A 17,401-nucleotide genomic window follows, 5' to 3' on the forward strand; every position below is an offset into this window, starting at 1 on the left:
CCTAACCGGAATACCGCACTTCATTAAATTCATGCTCCTTACTGTTTCGGTTTTGCTGCCTGCGTATCAAACACCGCGCCAGCGCCATAGGAATCAATATCCATTGCTTCAGAACCACCTCTGACCAGCAAACTCAGCATTGAGCCAAGCTGAAACCAGATGAGTAGTGCAGTTGGCACCACAACGATCGTTGCCAATCCAGCGGCAAACCACCAAACCAGGCTAAATACTGAAAAGCTAGCCGCCATGAAAACCACCAGGCAGACCGTCAAGCCGAAATAAGCGGCGATCGCATGGGGCGTTGCATAGTTGATTTTGGATTGAGACTGACGGTTTGTATCCCACTGAGCGACCTGATATTCCAGGATGTCTTTGAAAATGAACCCAAAGGCGATCGCAAAGAAATTGCTCACCATAATCAGCGTAAACACAGGAGGATTAGTAAAAGGTTCAGGGTTCATGATTAAATGCTCCGCAGGAGTGCCCGTCAGTTAACAAATGTAAAGATCAGTATATAACAAGTCGCTATCATGCTGGAGGTTTACTGCCTTGTCCTTAGATGATTGAAGCGACTCTTCCAAACATTCGAGCACTTTTGGAGCGGCGGTCGTAGCGATCGCAAAAGTGTGGGAAGCCAAATTTGTTCAGCTATACTTGCTCAAAAATTGTCCCATCCTCCATAACTACTCTTTCTCCAAGTTCTAGCCTCCTTCCATCTGGCAAAACAATTTGTCCTCCGCCTTGCTCAGTCGGAATAACCCTTGCTCCGTTCGAAAAAATCAGTGTCCCGTCGGGCAGAATTCGCGTTCCATCATCGGTAACATACTCTCCCTCATCAAAAGTAATTTCTGTTGAAGTAAGTTCAATTTCTGCGGAGTTGTTATCTGTTGGATTAGGCATTTCTTCTTTCCTTCAGCAAAGTTCTGTCAGGTCAATTGCTGTTCTTAGTATTTTTAATCGCTTTACTTATAGCGAGGCTCTCCTAGGTTGATAGATCAGGAGGCAGAGCCTCTAAACTAGCATTAGAAGGCGGAGCCTCGTAACGAGAAATACTTGTTCAGTCCTTGTTCCCAGGTTCTATTTGGGAGTGCCTACAACGAGGCCCTGCTTCGTGAAAATCAGTATTACTTGTCAATATTTTAGGAATTAAAAATCTGTGACCCATCCTTCTGAAAGCGTGCAGCCCATCGCCTCTCTGTTTCGCACTCCGCTTTACGAGCTGTATCGCGAAGCTCAAGCCCGCATTGTCCCTTTCTCTGGATGGGAAATGCCTGTGCAGTACAGCGGCATCTTGCCCGAACATCGGGCTGTGCGTGAGGCAGCGGGGATGTTTGACATCTCCCACATGGGAAAGTTTGCATTGAGCGGCGCAGATGTGATCGACGCGCTTCAGCTACTCGTTCCTTCTGATTTGAGCCGTTTGCAGCCTGGTGAAGCCCAGTACACGGTTTTGCTGAATGCTCAGGCAGGGATTATTGACGATCTGATCGTTTACTACCAGGGAGTAGACGCGAAGGGCAATCAGCGGGTGATGCTGATCGCCAACGCAGCCACAACAGTGAAAGACCGTGATTGGCTGCTGGCAAATCTGAGTTCAGACCTGAACTTTCAAGACTTGTCGCCCACAAAAGTCTTGTTAGCAGTGCAGGGACCAAAGGCAGTCAGCTTACTTCAGGCTTTTGTGCAGGAAGATTTGTCCCAGGTCAAGCGGTTTGGACATTTGGAAGGTACTGTTTTGGGACAGCCCGGATTTTTGGCACGGACGGGCTATACGGGCGAGGATGGCTTTGAGGTGATGGTTGATTCGCAAACGGGGATTGATTTGTGGCGATCGCTCCTCAAATCTGGCATTACCCCCTGCGGCTTGGGCGCACGCGACACCCTGCGGCTCGAAGCGGCAATGGCACTCTACGGGCAGGACATTGACGAAACCACCACACCGCTCGAAGCGGGTTTGGGATGGCTGGTTCACCTTGACCGCAAAGGGGACTTCATCGGTCGCAAGGTGCTTGAGGAGCAGAAGCAATTTGGCGTAGCGCGAAAGCTAGTCGGGCTACAGATGGAAGGGCGAAACATCGCCCGTCACGATTATCCAGTGCTGTTTAACCAGGAAAAGGTTGGGGTTGTTACCAGCGGTACCGTGTCTCCAACTTTGGGGAAGGCGATCGCCCTTGCCTACGTTCCCACTCACTTAGCTAAGACGGGGCAAGAGTTAGACATTGAGATTCGCCAGAAAGCATATCGGGCGATCGTTGTGAAACGTCCGTTTTATAAGTCGGCAGCAATTCCTACGCTTTGAGGGGCGATCGCATCCATTGCTCTCACCTCCGCTGAAGTTTTTGCTTAGGTCACTTGCTTGAGTCACTACAGTTTCAACAAATCTAAAATCCGTGAGCATTTTTGTCAGGCTACTGTAGCTTTTTCGGCTTTTACGGAATAATTTTGTTTGAGGTATTCCCCTCAAATCTTTATTGGCAACCTGCTATGGCGCTCGAATATCCCGAAGACCTAAAGTATCTCGACTCCCATGAGTACGCTCGGCTAGATGGCGACATTGCCACCATTGGCATTACTGCTTTTGCGGTTGATCAGCTTGGCGACATCGTTTTCCTGGAGTTGCCCGACGTTGGCTCAGCCCTGACCAAAGGAGAAACCTTTGGCACTGTCGAATCTGTGAAAGCGGTAGAAGATTTGAACGCTCCGATCTCAGGCACTGTAATCGAACGAAATGACCCAATGGTCGAAGCGCCTGAGCAAGTGGCAAAAGATCCTTACGGTGAGGGCTGGCTGCTCAAGGTGAAATTTGAAGATGCCAGTGAGCTAGACAGCGCTTTGTCTGCCAGCGAATATCAGGCGCAGGTCGAAGGGGAATAGTCTGTTTAGCCTGACCAGACCCAGGCAGCTAAGGCAATTATTCTGCTATTTATTGCAAAGTATTGCAGAATAGTCAGAAATCTGATCAATTCAGATCCGTTCTGAGCTGTCTTTGTTGTCGTTCCCCCTGCACTGCCTCCATGTCTTCAGATTCTCTTGATCTGCATCCCTCGTCCGATTTGAGCCAGTCCGATTCTGATGCGTCATACGCTCAGGTTGACTCGTCTGCCCTCGTCCAAAATGGGAATGGCTCCGCTGCTAATGGGTCAACCAAACAGGTATTTGGTGAGGCGCAAGGGGAGTTTGAGCGCAGGCATATTGGACCCAGTCCAGCGGACGTAGAGAAAATGCTGGAAGCTTTGGGCTTTTCGACACTGGAGGCACTGATCGATCAAACGATTCCGCCTGCAATTCGTCTGCAAAAGCCGCTGGAGCTATCAGGTGGGTCGAGTGAATATGAGGTGTTGCAAGAGTTGAGGGCGATCGCCACTCAAAACCAGATCTTCCACTCTTTCATCGGCATGGGCTACTCAAACTGCATTACGCCCCCGGTAATTCAGCGCAACATTCTCGAAAATCCGGGTTGGTACACCCAATACACGCCCTACCAGCCAGAAATTGCTCAGGGGCGACTGGAGGCAATGCTCAACTTTCAGACAATGGTGATCGACCTGACCGGACTGGAGATCGCCAACGCTTCTTTGCTTGATGAAGCAACCGCTGCTGCCGAAGCGATGACAATGAGCTACGGCTTACACAAAGGCAGTGCCAAAGCCTTCTGGGTTTCCGCAGCCTGTCATCCTCAAACCATTGACGTGATCCAAACTCGCGCCAAGCCGCAGGGGATTGAGGTGATTGTGGGCGATCACCAGACCTTTGAGTTTGATCAGCCTATTTTTGGCGCACTGCTGCAATATCCGGCAACAGACGGCACGATTTACGATTACCAGGAATTTATCCAACGGACGCATGAGGCAGGTGCCCTGGTGATAATGGCAGCAGATTTGCTCAGCCTCACCTTGCTGAAGCCACCAGGGGAACTCGGTGCAGACATTGCCGTGGGCAATACCCAGCGGTTTGGCGTTCCCCTGGGCTATGGTGGTCCCCATGCGGCCTACTTTGCCACGAAGGAAGCGTACAAGCGGCAAATTCCGGGGCGATTGGTGGGCGTTTCCAAAGATGTATCGGGACGACCCGCGCTGCGACTGGCGCTGCAAACCCGCGAACAGCACATTCGTCGGGACAAGGCGACCAGCAATATTTGTACAGCACAGGTGCTACTGGCGGTGATGGCGAGCATGTATGCGGTCTATCACGGGCCGGAAGGGCTGCACCAGATTGCCCGTCGCATTCATCAGCGCACTGCAACTCTGGCAGAGGGTTTGCAGCAATTGGGCTATGAGGTGGGTACGCCATTTTTTGACACGCTGCGAGTAGAGGTAGGCGAGCGGGCTGAGGAAATTTTGGAACGGGCGATCGCCCACCGCATCAACCTGCGTCGGCTGGGCGATCGCGCCATTGGTATTTCCCTAGACGAAACCACCTCTGAGCCAGACCTGCTGCACCTCTTCAAGGCTTTCCTAAAAGGAGAAACGCCCCACTTTACCCCATCGACTCTTTCTCCTCGGAGCAATTTTCAAATTCCAGCCGCTCATCAGCGAACGAGTGCTTACCTAACCCATCCCGTTTTCCACCGCTACCGCTCTGAAACAGAACTGCTGCGCTACATTCATCGGCTTCAGGCAAAGGATTTGTCGTTGACAACGGCAATGATTCCGCTTGGCTCTTGCACGATGAAGCTAAACGCGACTGCCGAAATGATTCCAATTAGCTGGCCCGAGTTTGCCCAGATTCATCCCTTTGCGCCGCTGGCACAAACTCAGGGCTATCAAACTCTGTTTCAGCAGCTAGAGCAAATGCTATCAGAAATTACCGGATTTGCCGGAATCTCACTTCAGCCCAACGCCGGATCGCAGGGCGAATACGCTGGACTATTGGTCATTCGGCAATATCACGAGCAGCGTGGCGAAGGGCACCGTAACATTTGCCTGATCCCAGAATCGGCGCATGGTACTAACCCCGCCAGTGCAGTCATGGCTGGGATGAAGGTTGTCCCGGTTGTTTGTGATGCAGACGGCAACATCGATGTAGCTGACCTAAAAGCAAAAGCCGAGAAGCATCACGAGCATCTGGCAGCGCTGATGGTGACCTATCCTTCGACGCACGGTGTGTTTGAGGAGGCGATTCAAGAGATTTGTGCGATCGTCCACCAGCACGGCGGTCAAGTCTATATGGATGGCGCAAACATGAACGCCCAGGTTGGGCTTTGTCGTCCGGCAGATTTTGGCGCAGATGTCTGTCACCTCAATTTGCACAAAACTTTCTGCATTCCTCATGGCGGCGGCGGACCGGGTATCGGACCAATTGGCGTAAAGCCTCACCTGAAACCCCTCCTGCCAGGTCACTCTGTCGTTGACATTGAAGAAGTCTACTCAGAAGGTGACTTTCAAAGTTCAAGATCCAAAGCTCAACCTGCTCGAATCGGTGCAGTTGCTTCGGCTCCCTGGGGCAGCAGCAGCATTCTGCCAATTTCCTGGATGTACATCGCTCTAATGGGGTCGACTGGACTGACTAGAGCCACACAAGTCGCGATTCTGAATGCCAACTACATCGCCAAGCGACTGGAGAATGACTACCCAATTCTCTACAAAGGTAAAAATGGACTGGTTGCCCACGAGTGCATTTTGGATTTGCGCCAGTTTAAGAAAACCGCTGGGATCGAAGTTGATGATATCGCCAAACGGTTGATTGACTACGGTTTCCATCCACCAACGGTGTCCTGGCCGGTTGCCGGAACGGTGATGGTAGAGCCCACCGAGAGTGAGTCCAAGCAAGAGCTAGACCGCTTCTGTGATGCCATGATCGCAATTCGTGAGGAGATTCGCGAAATTGAGCAGGGGAAAGCCGATCGCCAAAACAACCTGCTTAAAAATGCACCCCACACCGCCGAAATTCTCATCAGCGATGAATGGGAACGTCCTTACTCCCGTAAGCGCGCTGCTTACCCAACTTCCTGGACGCAAGAAAACAAATTCTGGGCTTCAACCGGACGAATCGATAATGCCTATGGCGATCGCAACCTAATTTGTGCCTGCCTACCTATGGAAGCTTACGCAGAATAGGATAGAGAAACGCAGGTTGGGCTGAAGCATGAAACCCAACAGGTCTAAAACTCTAAGATTGTCGGGTTTCGCTAGCTCAACCCAACCTCTAGGTCAGGAGCGTATCCTATGGTTCAAAGCCTACCAATTAGCAATTTAAGTTTGTACGATATCAAAGCCAAGTTTGATTTGAGGGAAGCGCAGGACGAATCCTTCTTCCCGGAATGGTATCAGGAACTACCAGAGCTAACCGAATCGGAACAGCAAGCTTTGGATCAGATTAAGCGCAACTTCCTATATCTAAATGAATCTCCCCTAGCGGAAGTTGCTGTGAAAATGGTTGTTTTGTCGCCCTTACTGTCAATGGCAGGCTTTTATCAGTCACCGTTTCGCTTTTCTACGGAAGCATCGGTTCAAATCACCGCTGAGGATGACGGGCAATTGTTTCGTGGAAGAATTGATGTGCTGGTGCTGCAAGAGCGCTTCTGGATTCTCACTGTTGAATCAAAAGAAGCTGGTTTTTCACTCAAGCAGGCGATCGCCCAAGCACTCGCCTACATGACGGGTAATCCTTACCCTGAACGCCCCGTTTTTGGTCTCGTAACTAACGGTAGCCACTTCATTTTTCTGAAGTTGACTCAACGCGAAATACCCCAATATGCTTTGTCAGATGAATTCTCTTTAATGAAGCGCAGTAACGATCTATATCATGTCCTTAAGATCTTGAAGCACCTGGGAAAATCGCTAGTCTTTTAGGAAAATCTTGACGGAGAAGGACGCATGACAGACTGGTGGCAAATCTTCCCACAGGGGCGGCAAACGCTGACGATTGAAGATGCTGAAGGTGAAAAGGTGGCGGTCGCCTACGGGGAAGCCGGAACCGGACAACCCCTGTTTTTACTACATGGCATTGGCAGTTGGAGCTATAGCTGGCGGCACAACGTCAAACCTCTGTCGCAGCACTTTCGAGTCATTTGTCCAGATGCAAAAGGTCATGGCTTCTCGCCTGCCTCCACTGCACCAGAAACAGTTGGGCATCAAATTGTCGAACTAACCCGGATCATCCAGGCATTGACCGATCAGCCTGCCATTTTGGTGGGAGAATCTCTGGGCGCGTTAACGGCTCTGGCAGTAGCACAGGCTCATCCAGAGTTGATCGAACGGCTGGTGCTGATCAACGTGCCGATTTTTCCGCGACAGTTGCCGAGTTTGGGAATGCGATCGCTTGCTGACATTCCTCTAGATCTGGTGCGCTGGTTTGATCAGTCACGCCTGATTCGTTCCTTTGCGCCTGTTGTCCGTTCCATCACCTGGCTGATGCGGCAGGAAGTTGTCGCTGACCCAAACTCCATTACAGATGAGGAAATTTACTGGCTCACCTATCCCTATGTTGAGTTCCCCGGCACAATTACTCAGTTTGCGACGGATTTACAGCAATCGGCGCGAGAAATTCGCAATTTGCAAACCGGACAACCGAGTATCATTCGCACCATCCAGCAAGATCTAGCCAAGGTGGTTTGTCCGACGTTAATTCTGTGGGGAGAGTGCGATCGCTGGTTTCCCGTTGCGGATGGCGAAAAACTTCACGCTCACCTGCCCAATTCGCAGTTTCAGGTTATTCCCAACTGCGGACACAATTCCTCTAGCAGTGCGGCTCCAGTGAATGAAGCGATTCTGTCCTTTATGCAAACAGAGGCGGCTACTCGGTAAGGAGCGATCGCAAGACACAGCCTGTCTGAGGAGGAAATATCCCTACGCTCAAGTTTGTAGCGGATTTGAGAAAAATTTGCTGCTGGCTGACTCGATTCAGACCATAGCCCCAGATTGATCCCAATCTCCAATTTCTATCGCTTTAAGCAAACGCTGAACCCAAATCGGGAGGAACATCCTGCCAGCGACCGGGACCGATCGCCCGCAATGCTTCCTTCAACACAACATCTCCGGTGTACAGCGCCCGGCCCACAATCACTCCCGTTACACCCGTTGGCTCTAGCGCCAGCAGACTGAGCAAATCGGTTGTGGAGCTAATGCCGCCGGACGCAATGACGGGAACCGAAACGGCTTCTGCTAGCTCTCTCAATGCCTGCTGATTGGGTCCTTGCAGGGTGCCGTCTCGGTGAATGTCAGTGTAGATAATCGCGGCAACGCCTGATTGAGCCATTTGCTGAGCCAAGGCGATCGCCTCTACCTCAGAAGTCTCTAGCCAGCCGCGAGTCGCGACTTTGCCATTTCGCGCATCGATGCCAACGATGATTTGTTGGGGAAATTCCTGGCAAAGTTGATTCACCAAAGCGGGCTGCTCGACTGCGACCGTTCCTAAAATGGCGTAGCGGACTCCCATCTTGAATAGGTTAGCGACACTTTGGCGATCGCGCAGTCCACCACCTACCTGAACGGGCACATTCACGGATTGGGCGATTGCCTCAATAGCCTGCCAGTTAACCGGATGCCCTGCCTTTGCTCCATCCAGGTCAACCAGGTGCAGCCGAGTTGCGCCCTGCTCAACCCACTGCTGCGCTACAGCTACCGGATTTTCGTCAAACACCTGAGACTGCTCATAATCTCCCTGATAAAGCCGGACACAGCGTCCTTTGAGCAAATCGATCGCTGGAATCACATCCACAGCTGCTAATCCTCTCTATATCTATCAACCACAACGCGTTAGACCCACTCTTATCTAAGGCAGGATGTTTTAAGGCGTACCCCGCTCCAAAATACCCAGCTTGATGTAGAAACGGTTTTAGGACTCTGCTTACATTAAAGAAAGCCAGAATCATAAAATTGTGCACCGTTCCGCGCCCATAGTGTATGGTATCCCCTAAACGTATTGAGAGGCTCAGATGTACAGTCAAGAAGGTTATACCCAACTGACGTTTCACTACATTGACGGTCGTAGTGAGTCTTTTGCGGTTTACGAACCGATTGAAGACGCTGCCAACCCTCCAGGACTGAATTTGGAGGTGCGCCACCTGTTAGAAAAAGACTGGTGGATCGTCAACCTAGAGGAACAAACGGTGTTTATCAACATTGATAATGTCATCAAAGTTGAAGTGAAGCCTGCTATTCCTGACCTCAGAGGGGAAGGCGTTTTTTCTAATGCGGACCAGGTGACTACCATTAATCGGATGCGATAAGGATAACCATGCAGCCAAGCGTAAGTCTAATTCGGGCTGAAAGTTACGAAATTCAGCAGCTACGGGCTCATTTAGAGCGGTTGCTAGAGCCTCTGGGCGGAATGGCGGCGTTTGTGAAAGCAGGCAATCGCGTCTTACTCAAGCCGAATCTGCTGACGGGGGCACGTCCCACAAAGGAATGCACGACTCGTCCAGAGGTGATCTACTGTGTTGCCCAAATGGTGCAGGAAGTAGGTGGAAAGCCGTTTTTGGGAGATAGTCCCGCCTTTGGCAGTGCCGCAGGAGTAGCTAAGGCAAATGGCTATCTGCCCTGGTTAGACAAATTGGGTGTCCCTATTGTGGAACTGCAAGGCAAGCGCTATGAAACGGTTAGCGCAGACTTTAACCATCTGCTGCTTTGTAAGGAAGCAATGGAAGCCGATGTGGTGATCAACTTGCCTAAGGTGAAATCTCACGTGCAGTTGACACTAACTCTAGGTGTAAAAAATCTGTTTGGCTGTGTTCCTGGCAAGATGAAAGCCTGGTGGCACATGGAAGCTGGAAAGGACAGCGATCGCTTTGGCGACATGCTGGTCGAAACGGCTCGGGCGATCGCCCCTAACCTAACCATTATGGATGGCATCATCGGTCATGAAGGCCAAGGTCCCAGCGGTGGTGAACCTCGTCTCTTGGGTGTTTTGGGCGCTTCGGCTGATGTGTTCGCGCTTGATCGAGCGATGGTAGAAATCCTCAATGCTGACCCCGCTGCGATCCCCACAGTGGCTGCTTCTCAACGCTTAGGAGTTTGCCCTGAGTTGGAATCTATCCATTTCCCTCATCTCACGCCCCAAGAGCTAAAAATTCTCGACTGGAAGCTACCCGAACAGCTGATGCCGATTGACTTTGGTGCACCTCGCGTGATCAAATCGACCTTCAAGCATCTCTACATTCGGTTCATTAAAGAACCCATTGCAGCTTATGCTTCCCAGGCGCATTTGTAGTTTGAGAGAAGTTATACCAAATCGTCTATAAAGTAGCAGTATCGGTAGGGGCGAAGCATTCGGTTACAATCCTTGCAACTAAAGCACAATTCCTTGACCGAATGCTTCGCCCGTACACCCAATAGTGCTTCTTCCCAAAGCGGATTCCGTATTAGATGATGTTCTGGGAAAAAATTTAACCCTCGGGTAGGGGCGGATTTTGACAGAGCCTTTGCCCATAACCGATAGCTTAGTTGCTAGACCTGCCCTTAGGCGGTGTTAGCTACAAACTAGACTCTTCAAGAATTTCCTCAGATTGACCCGGTAGTTCTATCGAAGAGATGATTCTGGGAACAGGCAAGAGATACCGGGTTTTTCCTAGTTCTTCCTGCAATTCTTCTGTTTGGGCTGCGATCGCATTATATTGATTGACCAACTTAGAATACTCAGCGTAAAGCGAATCATACTTGGCGACGGCAGCATTATGGTCACTTGCCATTTGGTTATGCTGCTCAACTGCTTTGGTATAGTCTGCCTGCAAAGAAGCCGGGATTCCGTCTGGATAATCCTGATTAAATGTGGTGATTTTTGACTGCAAGGTCTGAATTTCAAAGCTAGATGAACTTAGCTCCAGCGTCATCTCTTTTAGCCAAGATTCCATCTCTTGCATTGCAGAATGCTTTGCACCAAGTTCTACCTCAAGATTGCTGAGTTTAATCCGGTCGTCCCGCTTATCAAAGTTTTGGACGCTGACAAAAACCAGATTCACGCCGAAAAGAAATGCGATCGCTGTAACCAGTCCAAGTAGCCGAATTCTAAACATCGTTTGCACTCTCTGATGTCTAACCAATCTTTTAAGCTAGCTGCTAGCAAGCCGCCCACTGGCGATCGCTAACAATAGGGATAAGCCAAATGCCAGCCGATACCAAACAAAAACCCAGGTACTTTGGCGCTGCAAGAAACGAATCAACCAGGCGATCGACAGATAGGAAAAGATGAAAGTTGAGATAATTCCCACAATCAGGGCAGGCAAAACATCCAGGTGATTTCTGATCTCGGTCGACTGGTAAAGGGTGGCGATCGCCAAAGTTGGCAAACCTAGCAGGAAAGAAAACTTGGCTGCTGCCTGTCGCTCTAGTCCCAAGAACAAAGCCATAGTCATTGTTGAACCGGAGCGAGAAGTTCCTGGAATAATTGCCAGCATCTGCCCCAACCCCACCAAAATTCCGTCCTTGATTTCAAGCAGGTTGAACCCTCGCTTGCGACTGCCAATTTTCTCAGCCAGACCCATCAAAAGCGACATTATAATGGACATGCAAGCAATGACCAACGCCCCCTCTAGTACGGATTGAGTTGCCTCTGGCAAAAGCTTTTTGTAAAGCAACCCTCCTGCCAATGCGGGCACCGTACCAATCGCAATGCCAACAAAAATTTTCCACTCCTCTTGTTCCCAGTTCTTTTTGCGAAAAGCCGTCCAGCTTCCCGTCAAAGTCTGGTAGATGTCTGACCAGAAGTAGATTAGTACTGCAATGACGCTGCCAAACTGAATTGCGTCTACAAAATACTTCTCTCCCAAAACATCCCAGCCAAACACTCGGGTAAACACGAGCAAATGCGCTGTGCTGCTAATGGGCAGGAACTCAGTTATTCCCTGGACAAGCCCTAAAATAACGGCTTGCAGCAGATTTACTTCCCCAGCAGCGACAGCCTCGGTTTGAGCAATCAATGAGGGCAGGAAGGATGCGGGCATTAGATCATGAGGTAAGGCAAGTGTGCATTCCACAGACTGAGTCCAACTTGTTAAGTTGGTCATTAGAGTTAAACCTGCATTGATTTCGGCCAAACCCATGCTCACTCCTCAATAAAGTCCAAGTTTCAACAAAATTGCTGCCCTAATTTAAGCTTGAATTGCTGAATGTGTCTGCCTTAAAGCCTCAGCTATACAAAATCTTTTCACCCCGGCACTATTCAAGCGACAGGCTAAAAGATGCCAAATCCCTACGCAAATCTTACGCAGCAATCTGCCTCTATCCCGGAATTTTTAGAGAATCAGGAGCTTGGAAAGTTTTGAGAAGGCGCGTTTTCGGACTCAAAAAACTGCGCTATTGTTGTTAAATATGCCCCCCAGGGGGATAATTTTGTGATATGTTAAAAAAAGTAAATTAATACTCATAATACTTTGTCTTCTTTTACTCCGTCATCGACAGCCCTCTACCAGGCTCGTCTAAAAGAACCCTCTTTAACTGAAGCGCCTTCCGAGAGTTGGGTGGGCGATCGCATCTCACCAAGTCGCATCTCGCAGTCCTGGCGGTTTTTTGCAGCTTCTGTATTTTTAGTATCGGTACCTGTTTTTTTTCAAGCCCCGTTAGTTAGATGGTCGCCTTGGCTTAGCTTAACTCTAACTTTGGCTTGGCTGGGGTTGGGCCAGTGGCTTCAATCTCGCCCTTCAAGTAATCCCTCTAGTAAGCTCTGGGGCGATTTGCTATTGGGGTTCGCTTGGACGTGGCTAGCAGGTTCGATTTACTGGGGTTGGTTTAGATGGGAGCCACTCCTGCATTTGCCGATTGAAGCGGTCGGACTGCCGTTCACCCTTTTGTGTCTAGCCAAACAGCGCGGAAAGGTAGGTAACTGGTTCTATCTGGGTTCCTTATTCGGCACAGTCATGACGGATCTGTATTTCTACATAGCGAACCTGATTCCTCACTGGAGACAGCTAATGCAGGTGGAGCCGAGCCAAGCGCAGGCTATTTTGCAGGATGCGGTTGCTCAAATTCAAACTCCCTGGGGAGTTTGTTGGGCTGTCTTTTTGATCATCATTCTTCTGGTGGTGGGTTGTTTACCCATCCGCTCTCGACAGCTACACTGGAGAACGTTTAGTGGAGCCGTGTTGAGCACTTTGCTAGTCGATGGTTTGTTTTGGCTAGCTGCTTCCTCAGTCTGACTCAGGATATGATTGGAGGTATCCTGAGTCGATACGGAAACATAGTTCGCTGAACACACAGGTCTTTGGCACTGTTGCGCTAGTATAGAATCTCCTGCTAAGGAGCGTTGCGCTATGGCACCGTGCTGAAGTTGGGTCTACAGAGAATTATTGAGGTTAAGGTTTCCAATATTTGTATTTTGGGAACCTTCGTGAGTTATGGATAGATGCTTCAGGATGCATCATAGGGAAAGATCAGCGGTTCTTAGCCTGTGGTGACTTCACAACCCGTTCCCCATCTGATACTTCGTAACGAGTCAGGTAATCGTTATCTCTCCTTAGCAGGCAGCAATTGCTGGACTGTCGGGCGAGGTGATGATAACAACTTTGTGCTGCCTGATCGCTGGATTTCCCGTAACCATGCCATGCTTCAACGGATGGAGACGGGAGAGTTTTACTTGATCGATTTAGGTAGCCGCAATGGTTCGTTTGTCAACGGACGGCGAGTCAGTGTGCCGGTAACGCTACAGAATGGCGATCGCCTTACCTTTGGGCAGACCGAGCTAGAGTTTTACTGCCCGCCCATCGAGCACATGACTGACGCTTCGATGGGGGGAGTGCCAGATTCAGAAGAATTTACCGCTACAGCAACTCTGCATGTGCGACGGTTGATCTCGGTGCTGGTGGTTGATATTCGTGACTTTACGGTGATGACCCGACAGCTTGACGAGAAAGTGCTGTCTGAGGTGATTGGCACCTGGTTCCGCTGTGCAGGAGACATCATCCGCGAATACGGAAGCTGGGTTGATAAGTACATTGGCGACGCGATCATGGCGGTCTGGATTCATGGTGCTCAGGGCGTTAGCCATGATGAAATGATCCGCATTGCTCATGCCCTCAGCGCTCTACACAAGATGACTAGTCAGCTGCATGAGCGCTATCCTTTGCCATTTCCGCTACGGGTTGGGGCAGGCCTAAATACGGGCTACGCGATGGTTGGCAATACGGGAACAGGCGATCGCCCTGACTACACGGCTTTGGGTGATACAGTCAATGCGGCCTTCCGACTAGAATCGTCAACTAAGCAAATCGGTATGGATGTTGCCTTGGGCGAAACAACCTACAAATATTTAGCAGCCTCTGGTGCTAACCCCAAACTATTTAATCAATACACCGTCAGTATGAAGGGTTACGACTCGCCGACCTTGACCTATGCGGGCTCTTTTGCTGATCTGAATACTTTTCTGCAGATAACCGGGAAGGTGTAGGGATCAAAGGCTACCGTTTGGGGATCGATTGAAAAATTGGACGGGAAGATTCTCAAGGGTGGCGATCGATTGACCAGCGGAAGTGGTAGTCTCTAAGTAAGCGCTGTGTATAGCTTGCATTGCATAGGTTTGAGTTCAATTGATTTAGATTAATTTGGAGCGGGAGGGATCTTACTAATGAGACGACTGGTTGGCGTAGTGCTGGTTTTAGGTTTACTGGTCGGTTGTTTAGGATGGCTAGGGTTGCCTCAACCAGCCATTGCAGCTAATTTGAGTAGCCTGACCTTCAATTCATCCCCAGTCTTGGCAGCAGATATCCGAAACAGTGTGGATGACAAGATGCTTGAACTGGGTAGAAAGTTGGACTTAAACAACACAAATGTCCGTGCTTTCACCCAATATCCCGGACTGTACCCCACCTTGGCTCGGATGATTGTTAAGAATGCACCTTTTGATGAAGTTGAAGATGTCCTGAACATGCCCAACTTGACCGATCGCCAGAAGGAAATTTTGCAGGCAAATCTGGATAAGTTTACCGTGACCCAGCCAGATGATGCTTTTGTTGAGGGAGGCGATCGCTTTAACAACGGCATTTATCGATAGGACTGGTCAAAACCGAGTTAAATTTAATTCTTTCATCTCTGTCGAATTCGACTCGCTCTCTGTACAGTAGGTTTAATCCAAAAGTTATTTCAGGTCATCCTGCATTGCTTTTGCTACTGTTCTCAGGGAGCGATTTTTAATTGCCACATTCGTTAGATTCTGATGTGCTCGATTTAGCCCTATCTCAGCCATTTGATGTTTTAGTGGTAGGCGGTGGGGCAGCGGGGCTATATGCAGCACTTTGTTTGCCGGAGCATTTTCGCGTCGGACTGATTACCAAAGATACGCTCTCGCTTTCTGCCAGTGATTGGGCTCAGGGCGGCATTGCAGCGGCAATCGCTCCCGAAGACTCTCCTATCCTCCACATCGAAGATACGCTCAAAGCTGGAGCCGGACTGTGTGACCCTGCTGCCGTAAAGCTACTAGTTGAGCAAGCCCCCCGCTGTATTCAATCTTTAGTCGAGATGGGCGTTGGGTTCGATCGCCATGGCGGAGAACTGGCGCTCACCCTGGAAGCTGCCCATTCGCGGCGGCGTGTGCTTCATGCCGCAGACACAACGGGCCGGGCAGTCATCACTACGCTGACGGCACAAGTGCTGAGCCGCAAAAATATTCAGGTGTTCTCGCAAGCGTTTGCCGTAGATCTCTGGTTGACTGCCGATCACTGCAAAGGCGTTAGCCTTGGCTACCAGGGAAAAGTAATCTGGCTACAAGCTGGAGCCGTTGTGTTAGCCACTGGCGGCGGTGGACAAGTTTTCGCTCAAACGACTAATCCTGCTTTAAGTACCGGGGATGGTGTGGCAATGGCGTGGCGAGCAGGCGCACAGCTGCGCGACCTGGAGTTTGTCCAATTCCATCCCACCGCATTGACCAAAGCGGGCGCACCCCGATTTTTGATTAGTGAAGCCGTTCGGGGAGAGGGCGCACATCTGGTTGATGAGCAGGGGCAGCGATTTGCCTTTGACTATCATCCTGACGGAGAGCTTGCTCCCAGAGATGTGGTTAGTCGGGCAATATTCAGCCACCTGCAAAAAACGGCGACTGATTTGGCGACAGCCCATGTTTGGCTTGATCTGCGTCCCATTCCAACCGAAACGATCTGGCATCGCTTTCCCAATATCATTCAGGTGTGTCAGCAGTGGGGTGTAGACGTGTTCCATGAACCGATCCCAGTTGCCCCTGCTGCCCATTACTGGATGGGCGGTATCACAACTGACTTGATGAGCCGCACTTTGATTCCAGGACTATATGCAGTGGGAGAAACAGCTAGCACGGGCGTACACGGAGCCAATCGACTGGCTAGCAACTCACTGTTAGAGTGTTTGGTTCTTGGAGCGCAGCTTGCCCATCTGGAGCTTCAACCCACTTCAGAATTAGAGAGCGGAAGAGCGGGAGAGCAGGAAAGTGGGGAAGTCTCGCTGGCTTACACTCCAGATACGGCGGAGGTAGCTCAGGTTGAAATGCTGAGGCAGGAAATTCCTAAGCTGGTTTGGCAAAGTGCTGGAATCTGCCGAGAACAGCGATCGCTTGAAGAGGCGATCGCCCAAGTCGAAACCTGGCAACAAAAATTTGCTGCGCTCTCGTTCACTCAAACTCTGGTAGACCTGCAAGTAGATCACTTCTTGCAGCTAGACGTTCCTAACCCTGACTTGCTGCTGCGAACCTGGGGCGAAACGCGCAATCTTTTAGATACTGCCTATCTGATCCTGAAGAGTGCTGCCTTTCGCACTGAGAGTAGAGGCGGACACTACCGGATAGATTATCCTCACACAGAACCTGACTGGCAAGTCCACACATTGGTTTGCCATCAAACCTGGCAAACCTCGACGGCTTCTCCCCAACCCTACAAACTTTAACTCCTAATCCCTTCACCTTCCAGGAAGGGCTTTGCCAACAGCAGGCTACAGATCGTCTTTGCGTCTACCGCTTCACCTGATTGGATGGCTTGCTCTAGCTCTTGAGGAGTCATGAGAATAGTTTCCATATCCTCATCTTCGTCTTGGCTGGGTGGAAGCTCAAGCTTCTCCAAGTCCTGGGCTAGAAACGCGTAAATAATTTCATCAGAGTAGCCGGGAGCCAAGAAAAACTCTCCCAACTTTTGCCAGCGATGAGCCCGATATCCGGTTTCTTCCTCAATTTCTCGCTGCACGGTTGCTGCCGGATCTTCGTTCGGTTCGACAGTTCCCGCCGGAAACTCTAGCAGACGACCCTGTGCTGCAAAGCGATATTGCCTCACCAGCACCAGCTTTCCATCGGGAGTGACTGGAACTGCCAGCGCCCCTCCCGGATGGCGAACACATTCCCAATCGCCTTCGACCTGATTGGGCAAGCGCAAACGAGTGACTTCAAAGTTAAACTTTCGTCCCTGGTAGAACAGCCGTTTGCTGAGAAGTTGGGAAGGCTCTTGACCGGGTGGCATGAAGGGGGATGGGGATTAGGGATCGGGGGCTAGGGATTGGATACTGCTCCAAAAGCTTCGTCG

Annotated in this window: 18 protein-coding genes; 11 read left to right on the plus strand and 7 right to left on the minus strand. The window is 50.4% G+C overall.

Annotated features, from left to right (window positions below; genetic code table 11):
* Positions 1-38: 38 nt before the first annotated feature.
* A complete protein-coding gene (locus tag H6G00_RS23665) occupies positions 39-461 on the minus strand; it encodes a hypothetical protein (RefSeq protein WP_190643182.1) in 423 nt (140 codons plus the stop codon).
* Positions 462-648: 187 nt separating this feature from the next.
* Positions 649-900: a hypothetical protein gene (locus H6G00_RS23670; RefSeq protein ID WP_190798623.1), complete on the minus strand. Its 252-nt coding sequence runs from the start codon at positions 898-900 to the stop codon at positions 649-651.
* Positions 901-1,156: 256 nt separating this feature from the next.
* Here H6G00_RS23670 and gcvT point away from each other — a divergent pair, with 256 nt between their 5' ends.
* The 5 genes from gcvT (at position 1,157) to H6G00_RS23695 (ending at position 7,745) form a co-directional block, all read left to right on the plus strand.
* A complete protein-coding gene (gcvT, locus tag H6G00_RS23675; protein ID WP_190798624.1) occupies positions 1,157-2,299 on the plus strand; it encodes a glycine cleavage system aminomethyltransferase GcvT in 1,143 nt (380 codons plus the stop codon).
* A 185-nt stretch (positions 2,300-2,484) separates the two neighbouring features.
* Positions 2,485-2,874 carry a glycine cleavage system protein GcvH gene (gcvH, locus tag H6G00_RS23680; RefSeq protein WP_190643185.1) on the plus strand — a complete coding sequence of 130 codons (390 nt, stop codon included), beginning with the start codon at positions 2,485-2,487 and terminating at the stop codon, positions 2,872-2,874.
* A 140-nt stretch (positions 2,875-3,014) separates the two neighbouring features.
* Positions 3,015-6,056 (plus strand): aminomethyl-transferring glycine dehydrogenase, encoded by a 3,042-nt coding sequence (gene gcvP / locus H6G00_RS23685; RefSeq protein ID WP_190798625.1) that lies wholly within the window; start codon positions 3,015-3,017, stop codon positions 6,054-6,056.
* A 108-nt stretch (positions 6,057-6,164) separates the two neighbouring features.
* Positions 6,165-6,791, plus strand: coding sequence for a type I restriction endonuclease (locus tag H6G00_RS23690; RefSeq protein WP_190798626.1), 627 nt, complete (start codon positions 6,165-6,167; stop codon positions 6,789-6,791).
* Between the two features lie 24 nt (positions 6,792-6,815).
* Positions 6,816-7,745 (plus strand): alpha/beta hydrolase, encoded by a 930-nt coding sequence (locus H6G00_RS23695; RefSeq protein WP_190798627.1) that lies wholly within the window; start codon positions 6,816-6,818, stop codon positions 7,743-7,745.
* Here the strand turns inward: H6G00_RS23695 and H6G00_RS36255 are convergent.
* Positions 7,735-7,869: a hypothetical protein gene (locus H6G00_RS36255; protein ID WP_277881946.1), complete on the minus strand. Its 135-nt coding sequence runs from the start codon at positions 7,867-7,869 to the stop codon at positions 7,735-7,737. The genes H6G00_RS23695 and H6G00_RS36255 overlap by 11 nt on opposite strands.
* An 18-nt stretch (positions 7,870-7,887) precedes the next feature.
* Positions 7,888-8,658 (minus strand): 1-(5-phosphoribosyl)-5-[(5-phosphoribosylamino)methylideneamino]imidazole-4-carboxamide isomerase, encoded by a 771-nt coding sequence (gene hisA / locus H6G00_RS23700; protein WP_190798628.1) that lies wholly within the window; start codon positions 8,656-8,658, stop codon positions 7,888-7,890.
* A 217-nt stretch (positions 8,659-8,875) separates the two neighbouring features.
* Between hisA and H6G00_RS23705 the strand changes: the two genes are divergently transcribed.
* Both H6G00_RS23705 and H6G00_RS23710 read left to right on the plus strand, forming a co-directional pair.
* A complete protein-coding gene (locus H6G00_RS23705) occupies positions 8,876-9,169 on the plus strand; it encodes a hypothetical protein (RefSeq protein ID WP_190798629.1) in 294 nt (97 codons plus the stop codon).
* 8 nt (positions 9,170-9,177) lie between these two features.
* Positions 9,178-10,149, plus strand: a complete 972-nt coding sequence (locus tag H6G00_RS23710) for a DUF362 domain-containing protein (protein ID WP_190798630.1) — start codon at positions 9,178-9,180, stop codon at positions 10,147-10,149.
* Between the two features lie 262 nt (positions 10,150-10,411).
* Here the strand turns inward: H6G00_RS23710 and H6G00_RS23715 are convergent, their stop codons facing one another.
* A complete protein-coding gene (locus tag H6G00_RS23715) occupies positions 10,412-10,951 on the minus strand; it encodes a hypothetical protein (RefSeq protein WP_190643191.1) in 540 nt (179 codons plus the stop codon).
* Between the two features lie 36 nt (positions 10,952-10,987).
* Positions 10,988-11,878, minus strand: coding sequence for an undecaprenyl-diphosphate phosphatase (locus H6G00_RS23720; protein ID WP_190798724.1), 891 nt, complete (start codon positions 11,876-11,878; stop codon positions 10,988-10,990).
* 429 nt (positions 11,879-12,307) lie between these two features.
* Here H6G00_RS23720 and H6G00_RS23725 point away from each other — a divergent pair, with 429 nt between their 5' ends.
* From H6G00_RS23725 to nadB, 4 genes are all read left to right on the plus strand, one after another.
* The gene (locus tag H6G00_RS23725) at positions 12,308-13,069 is read left to right on the plus strand and encodes a DUF3120 domain-containing protein (protein WP_199318666.1); all 762 of its coding nucleotides are present in this window, start codon (positions 12,308-12,310) and stop codon (positions 13,067-13,069) included.
* A gap of 251 nt (positions 13,070-13,320) precedes the next feature.
* Complete coding sequence (locus H6G00_RS23730) at positions 13,321-14,316, plus strand: FHA domain-containing protein (protein ID WP_190643192.1); 996 nt, start codon at positions 13,321-13,323, stop codon at positions 14,314-14,316.
* A 177-nt stretch (positions 14,317-14,493) separates the two neighbouring features.
* A complete protein-coding gene (gene psbU, locus H6G00_RS23735; RefSeq protein ID WP_190643193.1) occupies positions 14,494-14,919 on the plus strand; it encodes a photosystem II complex extrinsic protein PsbU in 426 nt (141 codons plus the stop codon).
* Between the two features lie 140 nt (positions 14,920-15,059).
* Positions 15,060-16,775, plus strand: a complete 1,716-nt coding sequence (gene nadB / locus H6G00_RS23740) for an L-aspartate oxidase (RefSeq protein ID WP_199318667.1) — start codon at positions 15,060-15,062, stop codon at positions 16,773-16,775.
* Here the strand turns inward: nadB and H6G00_RS23745 are convergent.
* Positions 16,772-17,338: an NUDIX hydrolase gene (locus H6G00_RS23745; RefSeq protein ID WP_190798631.1), complete on the minus strand. Its 567-nt coding sequence runs from the start codon at positions 17,336-17,338 to the stop codon at positions 16,772-16,774. The genes nadB and H6G00_RS23745 overlap by 4 nt on opposite strands.
* Positions 17,339-17,401 lie beyond the last annotated feature (63 nt).

The organism is Leptolyngbya sp. FACHB-541 (genome assembly GCF_014695875.1).
In the GTDB taxonomy this organism is placed as follows: Bacteria; Cyanobacteriota; Cyanobacteriia; order Elainellales; family Elainellaceae; genus JAAUTN01.

Excerpts from the sequence above, each read along its gene's own strand:
- H6G00_RS23665 (WP_190643182.1), bottom strand. The coding sequence starts at position 461 with ATGAACCCTGAACCTTTTACTAATCCTCCTGTGTTTACGCTGATTATG.
- H6G00_RS23670 (WP_190798623.1), bottom strand. The coding sequence starts at position 900 with ATGCCTAATCCAACAGATAACAACTCCGCAGAAATTGAACTTACTTCA.
- gcvH (WP_190643185.1), top strand. The coding sequence starts at position 2,485 with ATGGCGCTCGAATATCCCGAAGACCTAAAGTATCTCGACTCCCATGAG.
- gcvP (WP_190798625.1), top strand. The coding sequence starts at position 3,015 with ATGTCTTCAGATTCTCTTGATCTGCATCCCTCGTCCGATTTGAGCCAG.
- H6G00_RS23690 (WP_190798626.1), top strand. The coding sequence starts at position 6,165 with ATGGTTCAAAGCCTACCAATTAGCAATTTAAGTTTGTACGATATCAAA.
- H6G00_RS23695 (WP_190798627.1), top strand. The coding sequence starts at position 6,816 with ATGACAGACTGGTGGCAAATCTTCCCACAGGGGCGGCAAACGCTGACG.
- H6G00_RS23705 (WP_190798629.1), top strand. The coding sequence starts at position 8,876 with ATGTACAGTCAAGAAGGTTATACCCAACTGACGTTTCACTACATTGAC.
- H6G00_RS23710 (WP_190798630.1), top strand. The coding sequence starts at position 9,178 with ATGCAGCCAAGCGTAAGTCTAATTCGGGCTGAAAGTTACGAAATTCAG.
- H6G00_RS23715 (WP_190643191.1), bottom strand. The coding sequence starts at position 10,951 with ATGTTTAGAATTCGGCTACTTGGACTGGTTACAGCGATCGCATTTCTT.
- H6G00_RS23720 (WP_190798724.1), bottom strand. The coding sequence starts at position 11,878 with ATGCCCGCATCCTTCCTGCCCTCATTGATTGCTCAAACCGAGGCTGTC.
- psbU (WP_190643193.1), top strand. The coding sequence starts at position 14,494 with ATGAGACGACTGGTTGGCGTAGTGCTGGTTTTAGGTTTACTGGTCGGT.
- H6G00_RS23745 (WP_190798631.1), bottom strand. The coding sequence starts at position 17,338 with ATGCCACCCGGTCAAGAGCCTTCCCAACTTCTCAGCAAACGGCTGTTC.